This window comes from Streptomyces yongxingensis (assembly GCF_055597465.1).
The window spans coordinates 8,626,997-8,641,215 of record NZ_CM145717.1 but is presented as its reverse complement, the minus strand read 5'-3'; the positions used below and the strand labels follow the sequence as shown (position 1 = coordinate 8,641,215).

The 14,219-nt window shown below is 66.7% G+C and carries 11 protein-coding genes, 1 tRNA gene and 2 pseudogenes; 10 read left to right on the top strand and 4 right to left on the bottom strand.

Going from position 1 to position 14,219, the window contains the following annotated elements; genetic code table 11:
- Positions 1-546 precede the first annotated feature (546 nt).
- The 5 genes from ACZ6TD_RS37105 (at position 547) to ACZ6TD_RS37085 (ending at position 6,179) form a co-directional block, all read left to right on the top strand.
- Positions 547-1,830, top strand: coding sequence for a helix-turn-helix domain-containing protein (locus tag ACZ6TD_RS37105; protein ID WP_471358389.1), 1,284 nt, complete (start codon positions 547-549; stop codon positions 1,828-1,830).
- A gap of 13 nt (positions 1,831-1,843) precedes the next feature.
- Positions 1,844-2,593: a toll/interleukin-1 receptor domain-containing protein gene (locus ACZ6TD_RS37100; protein WP_471345116.1), complete on the top strand. Its 750-nt coding sequence runs from the start codon at positions 1,844-1,846 to the stop codon at positions 2,591-2,593.
- A complete protein-coding gene (locus ACZ6TD_RS37095; protein WP_471345114.1) occupies positions 2,590-4,578 on the top strand; it encodes a hypothetical protein in 1,989 nt (662 codons plus the stop codon). Before ACZ6TD_RS37100 ends, ACZ6TD_RS37095 begins: the two co-directional genes overlap by 4 nt.
- The gene (locus ACZ6TD_RS37090; protein WP_471345112.1) at positions 4,575-5,654 is read left to right on the top strand and encodes a hypothetical protein; all 1,080 of its coding nucleotides are present in this window, start codon (positions 4,575-4,577) and stop codon (positions 5,652-5,654) included. The genes ACZ6TD_RS37095 and ACZ6TD_RS37090 overlap by 4 nt, the downstream gene beginning before the upstream one ends.
- A gap of 66 nt (positions 5,655-5,720) precedes the next feature.
- Positions 5,721-6,179: a hypothetical protein gene (locus ACZ6TD_RS37085; RefSeq protein WP_471345110.1), complete on the top strand. Its 459-nt coding sequence runs from the start codon at positions 5,721-5,723 to the stop codon at positions 6,177-6,179.
- A 57-nt stretch (positions 6,180-6,236) separates the two neighbouring features.
- On the opposite strand, the pseudogene ACZ6TD_RS37080 reads toward ACZ6TD_RS37085, so the two are convergent.
- Both ACZ6TD_RS37080 and ACZ6TD_RS37075 read right to left on the bottom strand, forming a co-directional pair.
- Positions 6,237-7,409, bottom strand: a pseudogene (locus ACZ6TD_RS37080) (IS30 family transposase).
- Positions 7,410-7,534: 125 nt separating this feature from the next.
- Positions 7,535-7,716 (bottom strand): annotated as a pseudogene (locus ACZ6TD_RS37075) (ISL3 family transposase); the annotation flags it as partial.
- Positions 7,717-7,870: 154 nt separating this feature from the next.
- Between ACZ6TD_RS37075 and ACZ6TD_RS37070 the strand changes: the two are divergent.
- From ACZ6TD_RS37070 to ACZ6TD_RS37060, 3 genes are all read left to right on the top strand, one after another.
- The gene (locus ACZ6TD_RS37070) at positions 7,871-8,176 is read left to right on the top strand and encodes a dihydrofolate reductase family protein (protein WP_471345107.1); all 306 of its coding nucleotides are present in this window, start codon (positions 7,871-7,873) and stop codon (positions 8,174-8,176) included.
- 148 nt (positions 8,177-8,324) lie between these two features.
- Positions 8,325-9,485, top strand: a complete 1,161-nt coding sequence (locus tag ACZ6TD_RS37065; RefSeq protein WP_471345105.1) for a hypothetical protein — start codon at positions 8,325-8,327, stop codon at positions 9,483-9,485.
- 352 nt (positions 9,486-9,837) lie between these two features.
- Positions 9,838-11,250: a tyrosine-type recombinase/integrase gene (locus tag ACZ6TD_RS37060; RefSeq protein WP_471345103.1), complete on the top strand. Its 1,413-nt coding sequence runs from the start codon at positions 9,838-9,840 to the stop codon at positions 11,248-11,250.
- A 28-nt stretch (positions 11,251-11,278) separates the two neighbouring features.
- On the opposite strand, the gene ACZ6TD_RS37055 is transcribed toward ACZ6TD_RS37060, so the two are convergent.
- A tRNA-Pro gene (locus ACZ6TD_RS37055) sits at positions 11,279-11,355 on the bottom strand.
- 227 nt (positions 11,356-11,582) lie between these two features.
- Between ACZ6TD_RS37055 and ACZ6TD_RS37050 the strand changes: the two genes are divergently transcribed.
- Both ACZ6TD_RS37050 and ACZ6TD_RS37045 read left to right on the top strand, forming a co-directional pair.
- Positions 11,583-12,284 (top strand): transketolase, encoded by a 702-nt coding sequence (locus ACZ6TD_RS37050; protein ID WP_471345101.1) that lies wholly within the window; start codon positions 11,583-11,585, stop codon positions 12,282-12,284.
- Between the two features lie 30 nt (positions 12,285-12,314).
- Complete coding sequence (locus ACZ6TD_RS37045) at positions 12,315-13,208, top strand: transketolase family protein (RefSeq protein ID WP_471345099.1); 894 nt, start codon at positions 12,315-12,317, stop codon at positions 13,206-13,208.
- Positions 13,209-13,229: 21 nt separating this feature from the next.
- Here ACZ6TD_RS37045 and ACZ6TD_RS37040 read toward each other — a convergent pair whose 3' ends face one another.
- The gene (locus ACZ6TD_RS37040; RefSeq protein ID WP_471345097.1) at positions 13,230-14,180 is read right to left on the bottom strand and encodes an alpha/beta fold hydrolase; all 951 of its coding nucleotides are present in this window, start codon (positions 14,178-14,180) and stop codon (positions 13,230-13,232) included.
- Between the last annotated feature and the right edge of the window lie 39 nt (positions 14,181-14,219).

The window sequence follows — 14,219 nt, the reverse complement described above, 5'->3', positions numbered from 1 at the left end:
CATGGCGGGTCGATACCCAGGGCAATGGGTGGTATCGGCTGAATACCGCCGCACAAGCCCTGCCCCCTGTGGGTGCCGGAAAATAGGCATTGCAAGCTTTTCTGAGTCTGTCGCTGATCTGGGAGCGGTGGATCGGCAACCGAGGACCACCTGGTGTGGACGAAACGGTACGTGTGGCTGATCTCCTCTTTGAGCGGTGCCTGGCCGACCGTCCCGTCGCCAGCCGACGTGTGCCGAAAAGGTTGTCTATCTCGCACCGCGAGGACACGCTACGTCGGCTGATCCGCCCACTATCCGACCCGGAGCCGGTCCCCGTCCCGGTCCTCGGTGTCGACAGGTTCGTTATGCGACGCCGCAGAACCTACGCGACGATCCGAGCAATTCAAGCCACCGGCGCCATCTCGACAGGCCGAACCGCATCCGTTTGCCTCCAGAAGAGGAAACGGGAAACACCCGTGTTCGCCTTGTCCGTCCGACGAGCGCTGCCGCAGTCTGTGGTGCGGCACCCACGCTCGCCGGACGGACGGTACGGAGGTGCGTGTGAATATGCCGTCCATTCCGTTCGCGCAAGAACTCCGGCAGCGACGCCTCGATGCCGGCCTGACCCTCACGGAACTGGCCGTGCGGGTCCACTACAGCAAAGGGCAGCTGAGCAAGGTCGAGCGTGGGGTCAAGGCTCCCAGTCGTGACCTTGCTCGTCTGTGCGATGCCGCCCTCGAGGCCGGGGGCGCGCTTGTGGCACTGCTGCCGGACCCGTCCACCGACGCCCGGACTGAGGAGCCAGATGGTTTCGACGAGGAGGTATGGCTGATGCAGTTGTCCACTGACGGCGAGAGCTGGTTCAAGCCCGTGCCCCGCAGGCAGGTGGTGAGTGCGGGCGCCGCCTCGCTGATGGGTCTGGGCGCGGGCGGTTCGGAAGCCTTGTCCACGCCCGGTGGCGCGCGAGTGCTGGAGGTGTCCCGTTCGCTGTTCGACCACTATCGGCGCCTCGGCCAGACGGTCAGTCCGGAGTTCCTCCTCCCCGGCCTCATCGCGCAGACGCACACGCTGCGGGAGACGTCCACCCACGCCGACCCGCGGACCCGCCGTCAGTTGCTCGCGCTCGGCTCCCGGTATGCCGAGTACGTCGGTTGGCTGGTACAGGAGTCCGGCAACGAACGGGCCGCGTTGTGGTGGACACAGCGTGCCGTCGACCTGGCGGCCGCCGGCGGTGACCGGCATCTGGCCGGATACGCTCTGGTGCGCCGGGCCTTGGTCACGCTGTACCACGAGGACGCGAAGGAGACCATCGCGCTGGCCCGGCAGGCCCAGGACAGCACCCTTCCCCCACGCATTCGAGGGCTTGCCGCCCAGCGTGAAGCCCAGGGACATGCGATCGCCGGCGACCGGGACACATGTCTGCGTACCCTGGACATAGCCCGCGAGCTACTCGACCGCCACACCCCGGACTCCGGCACACCCGTCATCGGAACCATGCATCTACCCGATCCGGTAGGCATGATCACAGGCTGGTGTCTTTACGACCTGGGGCGTCCACGCGAGGCAGCCGAGACCCTCGACCAACAGCTGGCGCGAGTTCCCCCACACGCTCTGCGCACTCAGGTCCGCTACGGGGTACGCCGCGCTCTCGCGCATGCGGCGGCTGGTGACATCGAGCATGCCTGTGACCTGACAGCTCAATTGCTCGGTGGTGCCGCTGCGGTGAGTTCAGCGACCATCTCAGCCGACCTGCGCCGTCTCGCACACACTCTGGGCCGCCACCCACGCAATCCATCCGTCCGCGCACTGGCACCGCAGCTCGGCACTTCCTTACGTCTCATCACTCCATGAGAAAGGGGCCACCATGGCCGAGGTATTCATCAACTACCGTACGGGCGACGGGGAGAAGACGGCTGCCCTGATCAAGAGGGAACTGTCATACCGCTTCGGGGAGAACAGTGCATTCCGCGCCTCGGAATCCATCCCACCCGGCGCGCGCTACCCCGAGGAGTTACTCCGAAGCGTTCGACGCAGCGCTCTTTTGCTGGCTGTGATCGGGTCCGCGTGGACACGTTTCGCCGAGCTGCGTCGGCCGGACGACTGGGTCCGCAGGGAAATCCTCGAGGCGTTCGACTGCGGAGTGCCGGTCGTCCCCGTACTCGAGGGACGGAAGACGGAACGGCTGAATGGAGCCGATCTTCCACCCGAGCTGGAGCGGCTCGCTGAGGTGCAATCCGTCCGGCTGGACATGCAGAACGCGGTGGCGGATCTCAGGCGCCTCGGCGACGTGGTCGCCGACATGGTGCCATCGCTCAAGGCACACGAGCGCCACGACCGGCCCTCCCCCGGTGCCAGCGCGGTGAGTAATTCGACGGGGGAGGTCAACGGCCCGGTGGTACAGAGCCGGGACATCACCGGGGATGTGGGCACCGTGATCAAAGACAGCTCGGGCCCGGTTCACACGGGGAAAGGCGACATCTACAACAACTCACGCCACGTCTCCGGCGGGCGGCACTTCTCCGGCGACGGTATGACGTATTTCGAAGGGGACAATCAGGGAGGCATTCACCAGCGCTTCGGTGATGGCCCCCGCCGCGAGGACGACGACCGGTGAGCGATTCCGCCGAATCACGGATCCACGACCCACGCGGCCCGGTGCACAGTGGCCTCGGAGACCAGATCAATCTCATCTTCGAAGAGTTCGCGAAGGACCGTCAAGGCCGCGGCCCCCGGCTCCTCGCCGAAGACCAACTTCTGTGGCTCTGGCAGCGGTTCGTCTATCCGCGCGGATTCGGCGAGGCACGCCGAATGCTGGCCGAGACCAGCACCGTGCTGCTGGATGGCGCCCCCGGTAGCGGGAGAACGTCAGCGGCCCGCGTCCTTCTCCACGAGCTACGCCGCGATGTCGGCTCATTCCACGAACTGCTGCCCGATGAGGAAGGCGAATCCCTCCTCGATCCCGACCTGGTCGGGGACGAGGACCGACTGCTGCTGGACCTGGCAGCCGCGGACGCACCGCGCTGGACGGAAGTGCTGGAGGAGCTCCCGTCCTTCCGCAAGACGGTGCTCGACCACCGCGCTCACCTCGTGGTCGTCCTGCCCTCGCGTCGCACGGACCGCTTACCGGTGGAGCTCGATCGGCACCGCGTGGAGATTTTTCACCCGCGAGGCATGGAGGTGCTGCTGCGCCACCTACGCCAAGACGGCCTTCCGCAGGCCGACCGGGTCCGTTCGGTTCCGGCCGTGTCCGACTTCCTGGACACACAAAGACCGATGAGGGAAATCGCCGAATTCGCCGGCTTGATCGTGCGGGCACAGGCAGCCGCTCGAGCCGAGGACAGCTTCATCGACTGGTGTGAAATCGCCCGCGCGGCCATGGCCGACCGAGGTCCGCAGGTCGCGAAGCAGGTCGCCGCCATGACCGGAGGACCGCAGCGGGCACTGCTGCTGACCACGGCCATGCTGCACGGAACCCACGCCGATGCCGTACACAGCGCCACCGCCCTCCTGCTACATGCCGTCGACCATCCCAAGGACGACCACCCGCTGCTGGAACACGCGGACCTGGCCATGCGGCTGGAAGAAGTGTCCGCCGGACTCACCCAGCACGGAGCGGTACGCTTCAAGGAACTCGAGTACGACGCCGCGGTCCGAACCCATTTCTGGGACCACAGACCCGACCTCCGCGAGCACCTGGGTACCTGGGTAGGGCGGGCCGTAGAGCTCACCGACCCGGTGCTCTCCCCGGACGACCGCCACCACGTGGTACGGCGCCTGTCGGACCAGTACTTGCGCACCGGCCGGTGTGAGGAGTTGGCATCACTCGCGGAGCAGTGGACCGCGGTGCCCACCACCGCGCGGCGGTTGCGGGCAGCCGCACAGGCACTGGAGCGCGGTCTTCTCGACGAACGGCACAGCCGCTCCTTCCGGGACAAGATCTATGACTGGTCCAGAAACAGCCGGCTGGGCGAACCACTCGCGCAGGTCCTCGTAGAGGTATGCGCCGAAGTGATCGCGGTACAACACCCAGACCAGGCGCTGGTCCGCCTCCATCACCTGGCCAGGCGGGAGCGCCGCACCACTCGCGCGCATGATGCTCTGGGCCGACTGATGCAAGAGGACCACCGCTTGCGCCGACGCATGCTGCACCGGCTCGTCAGCAGGCCCACCTCCTGGCCAGCAGACATTGACCTCTTCCTGGAGACTTCTGATCCCGCAGCCCTGACGGACGTGGGCGGACGTGCCCGCTCCCTCCTCGATGAAACCGTCGTCCGTGATCAGCTGATCGCGGGATGGGGCATGGTGTTCGGCAGGCTCCCGTTATCCGCATGGGACAAGCATGTGCGGCACTGGCTGCACACGGCATGCGCCGACGAGCACCACACAGACCCACTCCTCGACGTCCTGGTCAGCGGAGCAGCCGGTCGAGGAGAAGTGTTCGGAGCCCTGTACGCGACCGCACGGAGGGCAGAACTCACGGCTCCCGGTGGCAGAAAACACGGCTCTGCCCTCACCGATCTTCTCCTCCGGAAGATCTCCACAGCTCAGGGCATACGGCAGCAGCCACCACGACACACTTCCGAGGAAACAACATCATGACATCCGGCGCCAAGACAGTGACCGTCTTCCTCACCGTCCTCTGCGGCCTGCTGCTCACCATCGTCGCCATATGCGGCAACTGGCCATGGTGGGCCTGGTCCGCACTGGTTGCCCTGCTCCTCGGCGTTCCTCTGCTGATCACGAAGATCGCAGGCATCCGCCGTCGGTCCTTACCTCCCGAGCTGACGCCCTACCTCCCTCCGGTAGCCGTAGAACGCAGGGAGGAGCAGATCTCGCATGTCTCACTACCGAGCGCTTGGAAGGACTACGACTTCCTGTTCTCTGCAACCGTCCGCTGGTGCCCTACGGGCAAACCAGCGGAAGAACCGATCGTCAATCCTGCCGGGCTGGCCGTCGAAGCAGTCCTCAAGCGCGCCCGCGCGATAAGCAAGGATCGCGAACCCGGTTGGGCCTCGTTCGTCCAGCACGAACTCAGCGGTGCACTGAGCAGGATGCAACCGGAGCCCACGGGACACATCCAAGCCATGGCCGAGGCCATCACCCTCACTCTCTCCGAACACGATCAGGAACGGCTGGACAGTCTTGCCTCTGTACGCAAGGACAAGGCCGTCTGGGAGCACCAGAGGAAGTACGAGCAGAGCAAACGCGAATACCTGGGCGACGATGTACTAAAGGACACCGGCAGCGCCGTCGTCTGGTGGCTGGCCAAGAACGACGATCAGGTGCACAAGGCAGTGGAGGACCTTGGCCTCCTCGCCCAGCTGACCTCAGCGGCCAATGACACCGACGTTCCTGAGCGCCTCCTGCATCTCCTCTCACCGCCGAATACCGAAGACGCGGAACCTGAAGAAGCAGACAGCCTTGGAACAGCCGACCAGCCGCTGGGACAGACAGGCTCCACGGCAGACCACTTCGACGCGTTTCTCCAGGGAATGGGGCTGGATGCTGGCGATGTCCGGCGCGGAATCCTCACCCGGCAGATCGCCGAAATCCTCGTCACCCAAGGTCGCAACGAAACGGCGGAAGAACTGTTACGTCGCTTCGACGCGCCCGCGACCCCCTTTGACGACGACTTCGACCGGAATAGCACAGGGGGTCACGGTTCCGGGCCCTGAGTGTTGCTTTGCCCACATGCCCCTCTCATGGGCATGACGATGCAGGCCATACCTGGAGGACAGCCAATGGAAGAGCTGGCCGCCCTAGCGGCTTCCGGAGCCACATCCCTGGTCGGACTCATGGTCTCGGACTCCTGGAACCATGCGCGGGAAAGAGTCGGCCGTTTCTTCGCCCGCGACCGAAAGTCCGAAGACGCGGCGGCAGAGCTGGACAGGGCACGCCACAGGCTCATCGCAGCGCAGGGGAGGGGAGACGAAAGCGCCATGCGGAACATCTCGGCCGAGTGGCAGTCCTACCTGCACCTCCTGCTCTGTACGAGCCCCACCGCCGCCGAGGAGTTCCGTTCCATGCTCAAATCCCTGGGCGATACGCCCGCGGCCCAGAAGTCGCCCGACGTCAGCAATGTGATCAACGGCGGAGTACAGCATGGGCCGGTCATTCAAACCGGTCAGATCACCGGAACAGCCCTCCGTGCCATCCACCGTGCCGTCTCCCTGACAGACGAACAGCGCGACGAAAGCTGACCCCGACGTCGCACTCCTCGGCTGGTGGATTCGCGTGATCGTCGCAATGATGCAGGTTCATGGTGCCAGAGCGGCGGCGAACGCCTGGGCAGGGGTCTGCCAATTCAGGGTCTTGCGGGGTCGGTTGTTCAGCCGGTGCTCGATGGTGCGGAGATCATCCATGGTGTGGAGGGACAGGTTCGTGCGCTTGGGCAGGTACTGGCGGACCAGGCCGTTGGTGTTCTCGTTCGTGCCCCGCTGCCAGGGGCTGCCCGGGCGGGCGAAGAAGATGCCATCGGCGAAGTAAGGCGCGAGCTCGTGATGGCGGGCCATCTCGGAGCCTTGGTCTCAGGTGAGACTCCGGCGGGCCTGCTCCGGAAGGTGGCTGAGGACAGTTATCAGGGCATCGCGCAGGTGGCCTGCCGAGTGTCCTTCTGGCAGTGCGACCAGCCGGAGATAGCGGGTGCGTCGGTCGACGAGGGTGGCGACGGCGGACTGGCTGCGGACGCCGAAGACGAGGTCTCCTTCCCAGTCGCCGAGACGCTCGCGCAGTTCGATGACGGGTGGCCTGCTGTCGATGAGGACGGCCGGCGCGACAAATCTCGGCATGCGCTGGTCAGGGCGGCGGCGCTTCTTCCTCAGCGGGCGGCCGGTGCGGAGCTTCCGCGTCAGAGTTCTGCTCAAGCCGTCTTTCGCGCCCTGGTAGAGGGCTCGGTAGATGGTCTCGTGGCAAAGGTGCCGCTCTGGGCGGTCGGGCCAGCGGGTCCGCAGGTGCGAAGCGATCTGTTCCGGGCTCCACTCCAGATCCAGCTTGGACTGCACTTCGGCCTTCAGCTCGGGATCTGTGGCCAGCTTGGCGCGTCTGGGGCGTCCGGCTCGCTCACGGCAGCGGTGATGAGCCAGGTCGGCGTCGTATCGGCCGTAGTCGTGCGGACGGCTGTTGCGTTGCAACTCCCGGCTGACCGTCGATGGAGCCCGCCCGAGCAGGCCGGCTATCTCCCGGATCGTCAGGCCGCGTTCGCGCAACGCAGCAATCCTGCGGCGTTCCAACAGTGACAGATACCGGCCTGACCGGGAGGTCTCCGGCAAGTAGTCCGGCCTTAGGCCGCCGTTCTCCACTCGCCACCGGTAGCCCGTCTTACGCCCGATCCCGAGTTGCCTGCACGCTTCGACGCTGCCTACCCCGGCCGCCAGAAGGCGCCAGTACTCGGCCTCGAGCTCCAGCCTGCGCTTGCGTCCCCGCCTCGCCATCAACACTCCACAATGATCAAGGAACGTTGCGACAAGCGTTAGAACCCAAGCGTCGGAAGCGGGTCACGATTCGGGTTCTGGATCACTTTCAGCGCCGGAGCCACGGAGGGTCACCACAAGCGCGATCATGAACGGCCTCGCGCCGCGAGGAGGACCTGCTTGCGGAGCAAGTCGAAGTTGACGCGGCCGAACATCTGCCGCTTGAGCACCTTGATCTCGTTTTGTGGCCTTCGACGGCGCCGGAGCTGTAGCGCAGGCTGAGCCCTGCTACCACGGCGTCAAGGTCCTGGCCGAGGCCGCTGACGAAGCAAGTCCGAATACCCGCTGAAGGTTACACGGTCACCGCGTCCGGTGGCCTCTCGGCAGACCTCAAATCCTGGCACTACGGCGGCGACAAGCTGGTCTTTACCGTGGACTCCGCGGCCGACAAGGTATGCATCACGCTCGGGGATCTAGCCGACGTGGTCAGCACCGGTCAGGATCTCGACTGGTGCCTGGTTCTCGATGAGCTCGGCCGCCGCGGCACCGGCCGACTCATGGTGGAGGGCGGCGGCACGATCCACACCCAGCTCATGGCCCAGAACCCCGCCGACGCCCCGCTGCTCATCGGCCAAGCCAATGCGCCCAAGTTCCTGGGGCCAGCCGACTTCCCGAACGGCTCCACCGCACGGATACGTCTCCTGGAGGCCCGCCCGATCGGCGACGTGGTCCTGATGAACGCCCCCGCCCCGTCATCACCGCTCTGCGCCACGATAACGAGGCCATAGCGCGACCGCATCGCCTCACGCGGCGGCAGGGTCTTCTCCCTCGATTCCCGGCGCGGCAGCGACTGATCCGTCGTCGATTCATCGCGTTCTGGGCGTTGCTGTCGGTAGGGTACGTGAGACTGTCGATGTGTTAATCGGTTATCTCGTCGTGGGTATCGAGCTGGTGCTCGGGGTCGCGATCGCTCTGTTCCTCACCACTGGCCCGGTTAGGCGCTGGTCGTTGCGGTCTTTGGAGAACTTCGAGCGACTGCGCGTCGCCTCGGGGGCGCGTCGAGCTGCCCCGCTTCTGACTCAGATGCTGCTGCCGCCGCCTCGAATACGAGACCGGGTCGACGGCCACGGATTGGCCCCTCTGTATGTCATGCGATGGTGGCGCGCTCTACCCGTGGCCATGCCGATCAAGACACTCCGCTTTCTCTTGCTGCTGTTTGTCTTGGTGAACGTCGAGGACATGGCCGACTGGGAGCATCTGCGGTTGAGCGCAGATCCGGGACCGCAGCCTGGCGTGGTGCAGACACTGCTCAGCAGCATTGTCGCTGTGCCGATGTCGGTGCGGACCTGGGGCTTTGGCGCGATCGGCAAAGTGGCGAAACTCCTGGCCGTCGCCCTGTTCTTCGTCGCCGAAGTGCTGCTCGTGAAGCGCACGAACCTGACCAGATCCGGCAGCGTCGCGACGCATGCCGCCTATGACCTGGAGGTCCTCGCTGGGTACCCGGACAAGGAGAGTGCACGAATGGAGTACCGGCGTTGCTGGCCTGTCGTTGCACTGCTGACGGTCGCAGCTCAGTGCACCACAGTTCTCCGACGCTGGGAGGAAACCCAGCCGGACTGCCGCATCCCGCGAGTTTCCGTGGAACCGGTTGAGCAAGTCATCTGGAGGGCTCATCGCACCCGCCGCGCCAGAGCTAGACGGCACAGCGAGCGGCAGTTCAAGGCCCGTGCCGCACTGGTGGTAGGCGCGCTACGAAGGGTCGAAGCGCGGCAGGACTCCGAGCCGGGCCGCGCCCTTGAAGACCTCATCGTGATGCTGCTGACAATCGCCGAACGCTACGCCGAGGGCCGCATTGACGACCTTCTCGACGCAGATCAACTCGTCGGTGTGGATCCGGCCGCGCCGAGGGAACGATTGCGGATGGTCGTGGTGGGGCTCGTCGTCGTGCTGGTCATGGCTTGTGCGGCCGTCCTCGGGTTGCCCGAGGCTGCACTCGTGCCTTTGCTGCCGGTGGTGGTGCTGTTTGTCGCGGTCGTCTTCAACCGCGGTCGGATGCCATCTGCGGGGCAGTTCACCGATTTGATCATCCCTCGGTGAGGCTAACCAGCCCATGTTGAAGCCCCACCCGCCTCACCACATAGAACACAGTCTCAGGGCCCGGGAACAGCGGGAGGCCCGTGACCAGGTGGTTCCCGGTCCGAGCCTGCCGCGAGGCGTGGGCCTGAGAGGCGGCCGAGGGCACGGTGGGTCCAGTCGGCTTTGCGCTCCGCTTGGCACACTTTTTCAAAGCATCGGCCTTGCACATGCACGGTGCACACTTGTCACCATGCCAAGGGATCACCCGCAGGTCAGACGATGTTCTGCAGGGCCAGGTGGTCGCATATGTGAGCTCACCAGGTCCAAACTGGATGTGTCGGCACTTTTGCTCCACATACGGGAGGCGATCACCATGCGCTCCTCTGCCGACCGAGGCCGTGTCTACCGGCGCTGCGGCTGCCGGGATGCCCAGCATCGCCAGCTCGGTATGCGCTGCCCCAAGCTCGCCGACGATCATGATCACGGCACCTGGACCTTCGCCTTGGACCTGCCCGCACCCGCCGGCAAACGCACCACCATCCGCCGCGGCGGCTTCCCAACCGAGGACGCCACCCGATCCGCGCTGCGGCGAATGCTCGAGGGCGAAGCGGGCGGCTTCAACCCCGATCCGAACCAGACCGTGGCCGACTACCTCACCACCTGGCTCGAAGCCAAAGCCCTCACCCTCAAGCCGACCACCCTGGTCCGCTACCGCGACTACGTCACCCACGACCTCATCCCAGCACTCGGCACACTCAGACTCGACGATCTCGGCTATCGCCATATCGCCGGTTTCGCCCGCGCTCAGCTCGCCACCGGCCGCGGCCGCGTCACCGTCCACCGCTGCCTCGCCACACTCTCCAGCGCACTCGGCGACGCCGTCCGCCAGCGCCGCCTCGCCCACAACCCCGCAAAGCCCTCCGTCCTCCCCCGCCCACCAGCTGCCGAGCGCACCATCTGGACACCCGAGGAAGCCGCCCGATTCCTGCGCCACTGCCACCACGCCGACCCCCTGATGGCCGATTTCGTCGAAGTCCTCATCGGCACCGGCATGCGCAAAGGCGAAGCCCTCGGCCTCCACTGGACCGACGTCCACCTCGACGAACAAGTCCTCTACGTCCGCTACACCCTCTCCACCATCAACAACAGCCGCCTCGTCATCACCACCCCCAAAACCCGCAGCAGCAAAAACTGGGTCGCCATCTCCCCACGCGTCGCAACCGCCCTCCAACACCAAACCCCACCCGGCCCTGCCACACCCCACCCCGACGATCCGTTCTCCGGCCTGGTGTTCAGCCGACCCGACGGTCAACCACTGCGACCGCAGACACTCCTGGACCACTTCAAACGACTCGCGGCCCAGGCCAAAGTCCCCATCATCACCCTGCACGACCTGCGCCACGTAGCCGCGACCGTCCCCATCACCGCAGGCATCCCCCTCCTCACCGTCTCCAAGACCCTGCGGCACTCCACCCTCTCCACCACCGCCAACATCTACTCCCACCTCACCCGGAAAGCCGCCCGCGACGCCGTAGAAGCCATCGACACAGCACTCACCAAAGCCGACACCGGCCACACCGGCGGCACCCGCCACCACTGGCCACACCGGCCGCGACCGCGACCACACCGCGACCACCGAAACCGACCCCACCGCCCCGCGAAACGGACCTACTCCCCCACAACCACCGCTACTTCACCCACCGCATCCCGACCCCAACGAGCGACCGCGACCACACTGCGACCACCGGCCTCAGCAACACGAAAAAGGCCGCCTTCCCATCTCTGAGAAAACGGCCTCCGACCTGCGAAAACGCTGGTCGGGACGACAGGATTTGAACCTGCGACCCCTTGACCCCCAGTCAAGTGCGCTACCAAGCTGCGCCACGTCCCGGTGCTCGTTCGGCTTGGACTTTCCCTCGCCGACCGCGCATGAAGAACAATACCGCACTTCAGGGGGTGGTCGCTGCCACCCCCGGGTTGGATCGGGAGTCCGGCGGGACCAGCTGGGGTGTTCACGTGGCGGGGCCGGGTCATTGCGCACCGTCACGAGGGGTGGTGAGCGGTGCCGGGCGAGCGGGGGCTTGACTTGAAGTTTGGTTTAAGTTGCACGCTCGCGGTATGACCTTCACCGACGTTCACACCGCTTATGGGTACGACGATCTTCCTCGGCTGATGAGCCTGATGACCGGGGACGAGAAGCACGGGCCGGCTGCTACCTCGACGCTGGACGTGGTCTGGGTGCTTTACGACCGTGTGCTGCGGGTTTCGGCGGGGGCTGTGGATGCGCCGGAGCGGGATCGGTTTTTGCTGTCCAAGGGGCACGGGCCGATGGCGTACTACGCCGTGCTTGCCGCCAAGGGGTTCTTTCCCGAGTCGTTGCTGGCGGGGTTCGGGGCGTATGACTCGCCGCTGGGGCACCATCCGGATCGGATGCTGGTGCCGGGGGCCGAGATCAGCAGTGGGTCGCTCGGGCATGGGCTGCCGTTGGCCGTGGGGAGTGCGCTCGGGTTGCGGGCGCAGGGGCTCTCGGAGGCGGCGGTGTGGGTGCTCATTGGTGATGCCGAGCTGGACGAGGGCAGTAACCACGAGGCGATCGCGTACGCCGGGGCCGTGGGGCTGGAGCGGTTGCATGCGGTCGTCGTCGACAACGCCTCCGCCAGCCATGGGCGGCCGGGGGGCATCGCCGCGCGCTTCGAGGCCGCGGGGTGGTCCACGGCGACCGTGGACGGGCGTGATCACCAGGCGCTGTACGAGGCGTACACCGCGCCGCACCCGGGGCGGCCGTATGCCGTGGTGGCCCGGGTCGAGGCCAAGGTCTGACGCGATTCCAGTGTGAGAGGGACTGTTCTCATGGACACCATGCGTGAGCGTTTCGCCTCCGTCGCCTCCCGTCTTCTGGAGGACGATCCCCGGCTGGCCGTCGTGCTGGCGGAGATCGGTAAGGACGGCTTCACGGACGCGGCCCGGGCGCATCCCGACCGGGTGATCAATGTCGGCATCCGCGAGCAGCTGCTGATCGGCGTCGGCGGCGGACTGGCCCTGACCGGGATGCGGCCGATTCTGCACACCTTCGCCAGCTTTCTGGTCGAGCGGCCCTTTGAGCAGGTCAAGCTGGACTTCGGGCATCAGGGCGTGGGCGGGGTGCTGGTGAGCGCGGCCGGTTCGTACGACTGGCCGGCGGGCGGCTACACCCATATGGCGCCCGGCGATGTGGCCCTGCTGGACACGCTCGACGGCTGGACCGTCCATGTGCCCGGCCATCCGGACGAGGCCGAGACCCTGCTGCGGGACGCGGCCGCGGCCGGTGACGACCCGGTGTACGTACGGCTGTCGGCGCACTCCAACTCCGTCCCGCGGGACATCGTCCCCGGCCGCTTCCTGACCGTAAGGGAGGGGCGCCGCGGTGTGGTGATCGCGGTCGGACCGATGCTCGATGGCGTCCTTACGGCCGTCGAGGGGCTGGACGTCACCGTGCTCTACGCCACGACGGTGCGGCCCTTCGATGAGCCGGCGGTGCGTGCGGCGATCGGCGGGGTGGGCGATGTCGTGCTTGTCGAGCCCTATCTCGCGGGCACCTCGACCGCCGCCGTGAACGACGCGCTCGCCGATCGCCCGCATCGGGTGCTCGGCCTGGGCATTCCCCGGCGCGAGCTGCGCCGCTACGGCACGATCGACGAGCATCTCGCGGGGCGGGGGCTGGACCCGGTGGCGTTGCGCGAGCGGATCTCCGCCTTCCTGCGGTGAGGGGGTGGTTCGGCCCGTGGATCAGAGGTGTTTTCCGAGCCAGGCCAGCAGGTCCTGCTGGACCTCGTCCCGGTTGGTCTCGTTGAGGATCTCGTGCCGGGCCCCCTGGTATCCCTTCCAGGTCAGCTCCCGCGTACCGCCGTAGCGGAAGTCCTCCAGGAGTTCGTAGACGAGCGTCATCCCCTGGTTGCAGGGGTCCTCGGTGCCCACCGCCACATGCACCGGCAGCGCGGCCGGGATACGGGCCTGGTGGCGCGGGTCGTTGATCTTACGGACGCCACGGACCCAGTCCTGGGACAGCCCGGCGCTGAACGCGAAGCCGCAGCGCTCGTCCCGCGCGTACGCGGCCACCTCCGCCGCGTCGCGCGAGAGCCACTCGAAGCCCGTCCGGTCCTGAAGGTGCTCGTACGGGTCGTTGAACGAGGCGAAGAGGGTCGGGGTGAAGGTGGACCGTGCGTTCCGGCCCCCTTCCGCGACCTCCTGGGCGATGCCCGCCAGCGCCTCCTCGGTCTCGGTCCCCGGCAGTGAGCGGAAGGTGCCGGAGAGGATCAGCCCGGCCAGCTCCCCGCCGTACTCCTGGGCGCAGTCCCGGGCCAGCATCGAGCCCATGCTGTGGCCGAGCAGGACCAGGGGCGCACGGGGGTGCGCGGCCCGCGCGCGGTCGCCGATGGCGCGCAGGTCCGAGACGATCGCCCGCCAGCCGTCGCCCTCCTCGCCCACGACGCCGAAGCCGCCCGTCGACTCGGCGGTGGCTCCGTGGCCACGGTGGTCCGAGGCGACCACCGCATAGCCGTGGGCGGCGAGGAAGCGGGCGAACCGGTCGTAGCGCCGGGCGTGTTCCGCGGCGCCGTGGGCGATCTGGACGATCGCGCGCACGGCGCCGTTCTCCGGCAGCCAGCTGTAGGTCACGACCCGCACACCGTCGGGCATGGGCAGATGGTCGGTGCGGTGAGTGATGCCGCCGTCGGGCATGCCGTCTCATCTCCTGACTCGAATCGATCTGGTGCGAAT

Excerpts from the sequence above, each read along its gene's own strand:
- ACZ6TD_RS37090 (WP_471345112.1), top strand. The coding sequence starts at position 4,575 with ATGACATCCGGCGCCAAGACAGTGACCGTCTTCCTCACCGTCCTCTGC.
- ACZ6TD_RS37060 (WP_471345103.1), top strand. The coding sequence starts at position 9,838 with ATGCGCTCCTCTGCCGACCGAGGCCGTGTCTACCGGCGCTGCGGCTGC.
- ACZ6TD_RS37100 (WP_471345116.1), top strand. The coding sequence starts at position 1,844 with ATGGCCGAGGTATTCATCAACTACCGTACGGGCGACGGGGAGAAGACG.
- ACZ6TD_RS37050 (WP_471345101.1), top strand. The coding sequence starts at position 11,583 with ATGACCTTCACCGACGTTCACACCGCTTATGGGTACGACGATCTTCCT.
- ACZ6TD_RS37045 (WP_471345099.1), top strand. The coding sequence starts at position 12,315 with ATGGACACCATGCGTGAGCGTTTCGCCTCCGTCGCCTCCCGTCTTCTG.
- ACZ6TD_RS37085 (WP_471345110.1), top strand. The coding sequence starts at position 5,721 with ATGGAAGAGCTGGCCGCCCTAGCGGCTTCCGGAGCCACATCCCTGGTC.
- ACZ6TD_RS37040 (WP_471345097.1), bottom strand. The coding sequence starts at position 14,180 with ATGCCCGACGGCGGCATCACTCACCGCACCGACCATCTGCCCATGCCC.
- ACZ6TD_RS37105 (WP_471358389.1), top strand. The coding sequence starts at position 547 with ATGCCGTCCATTCCGTTCGCGCAAGAACTCCGGCAGCGACGCCTCGAT.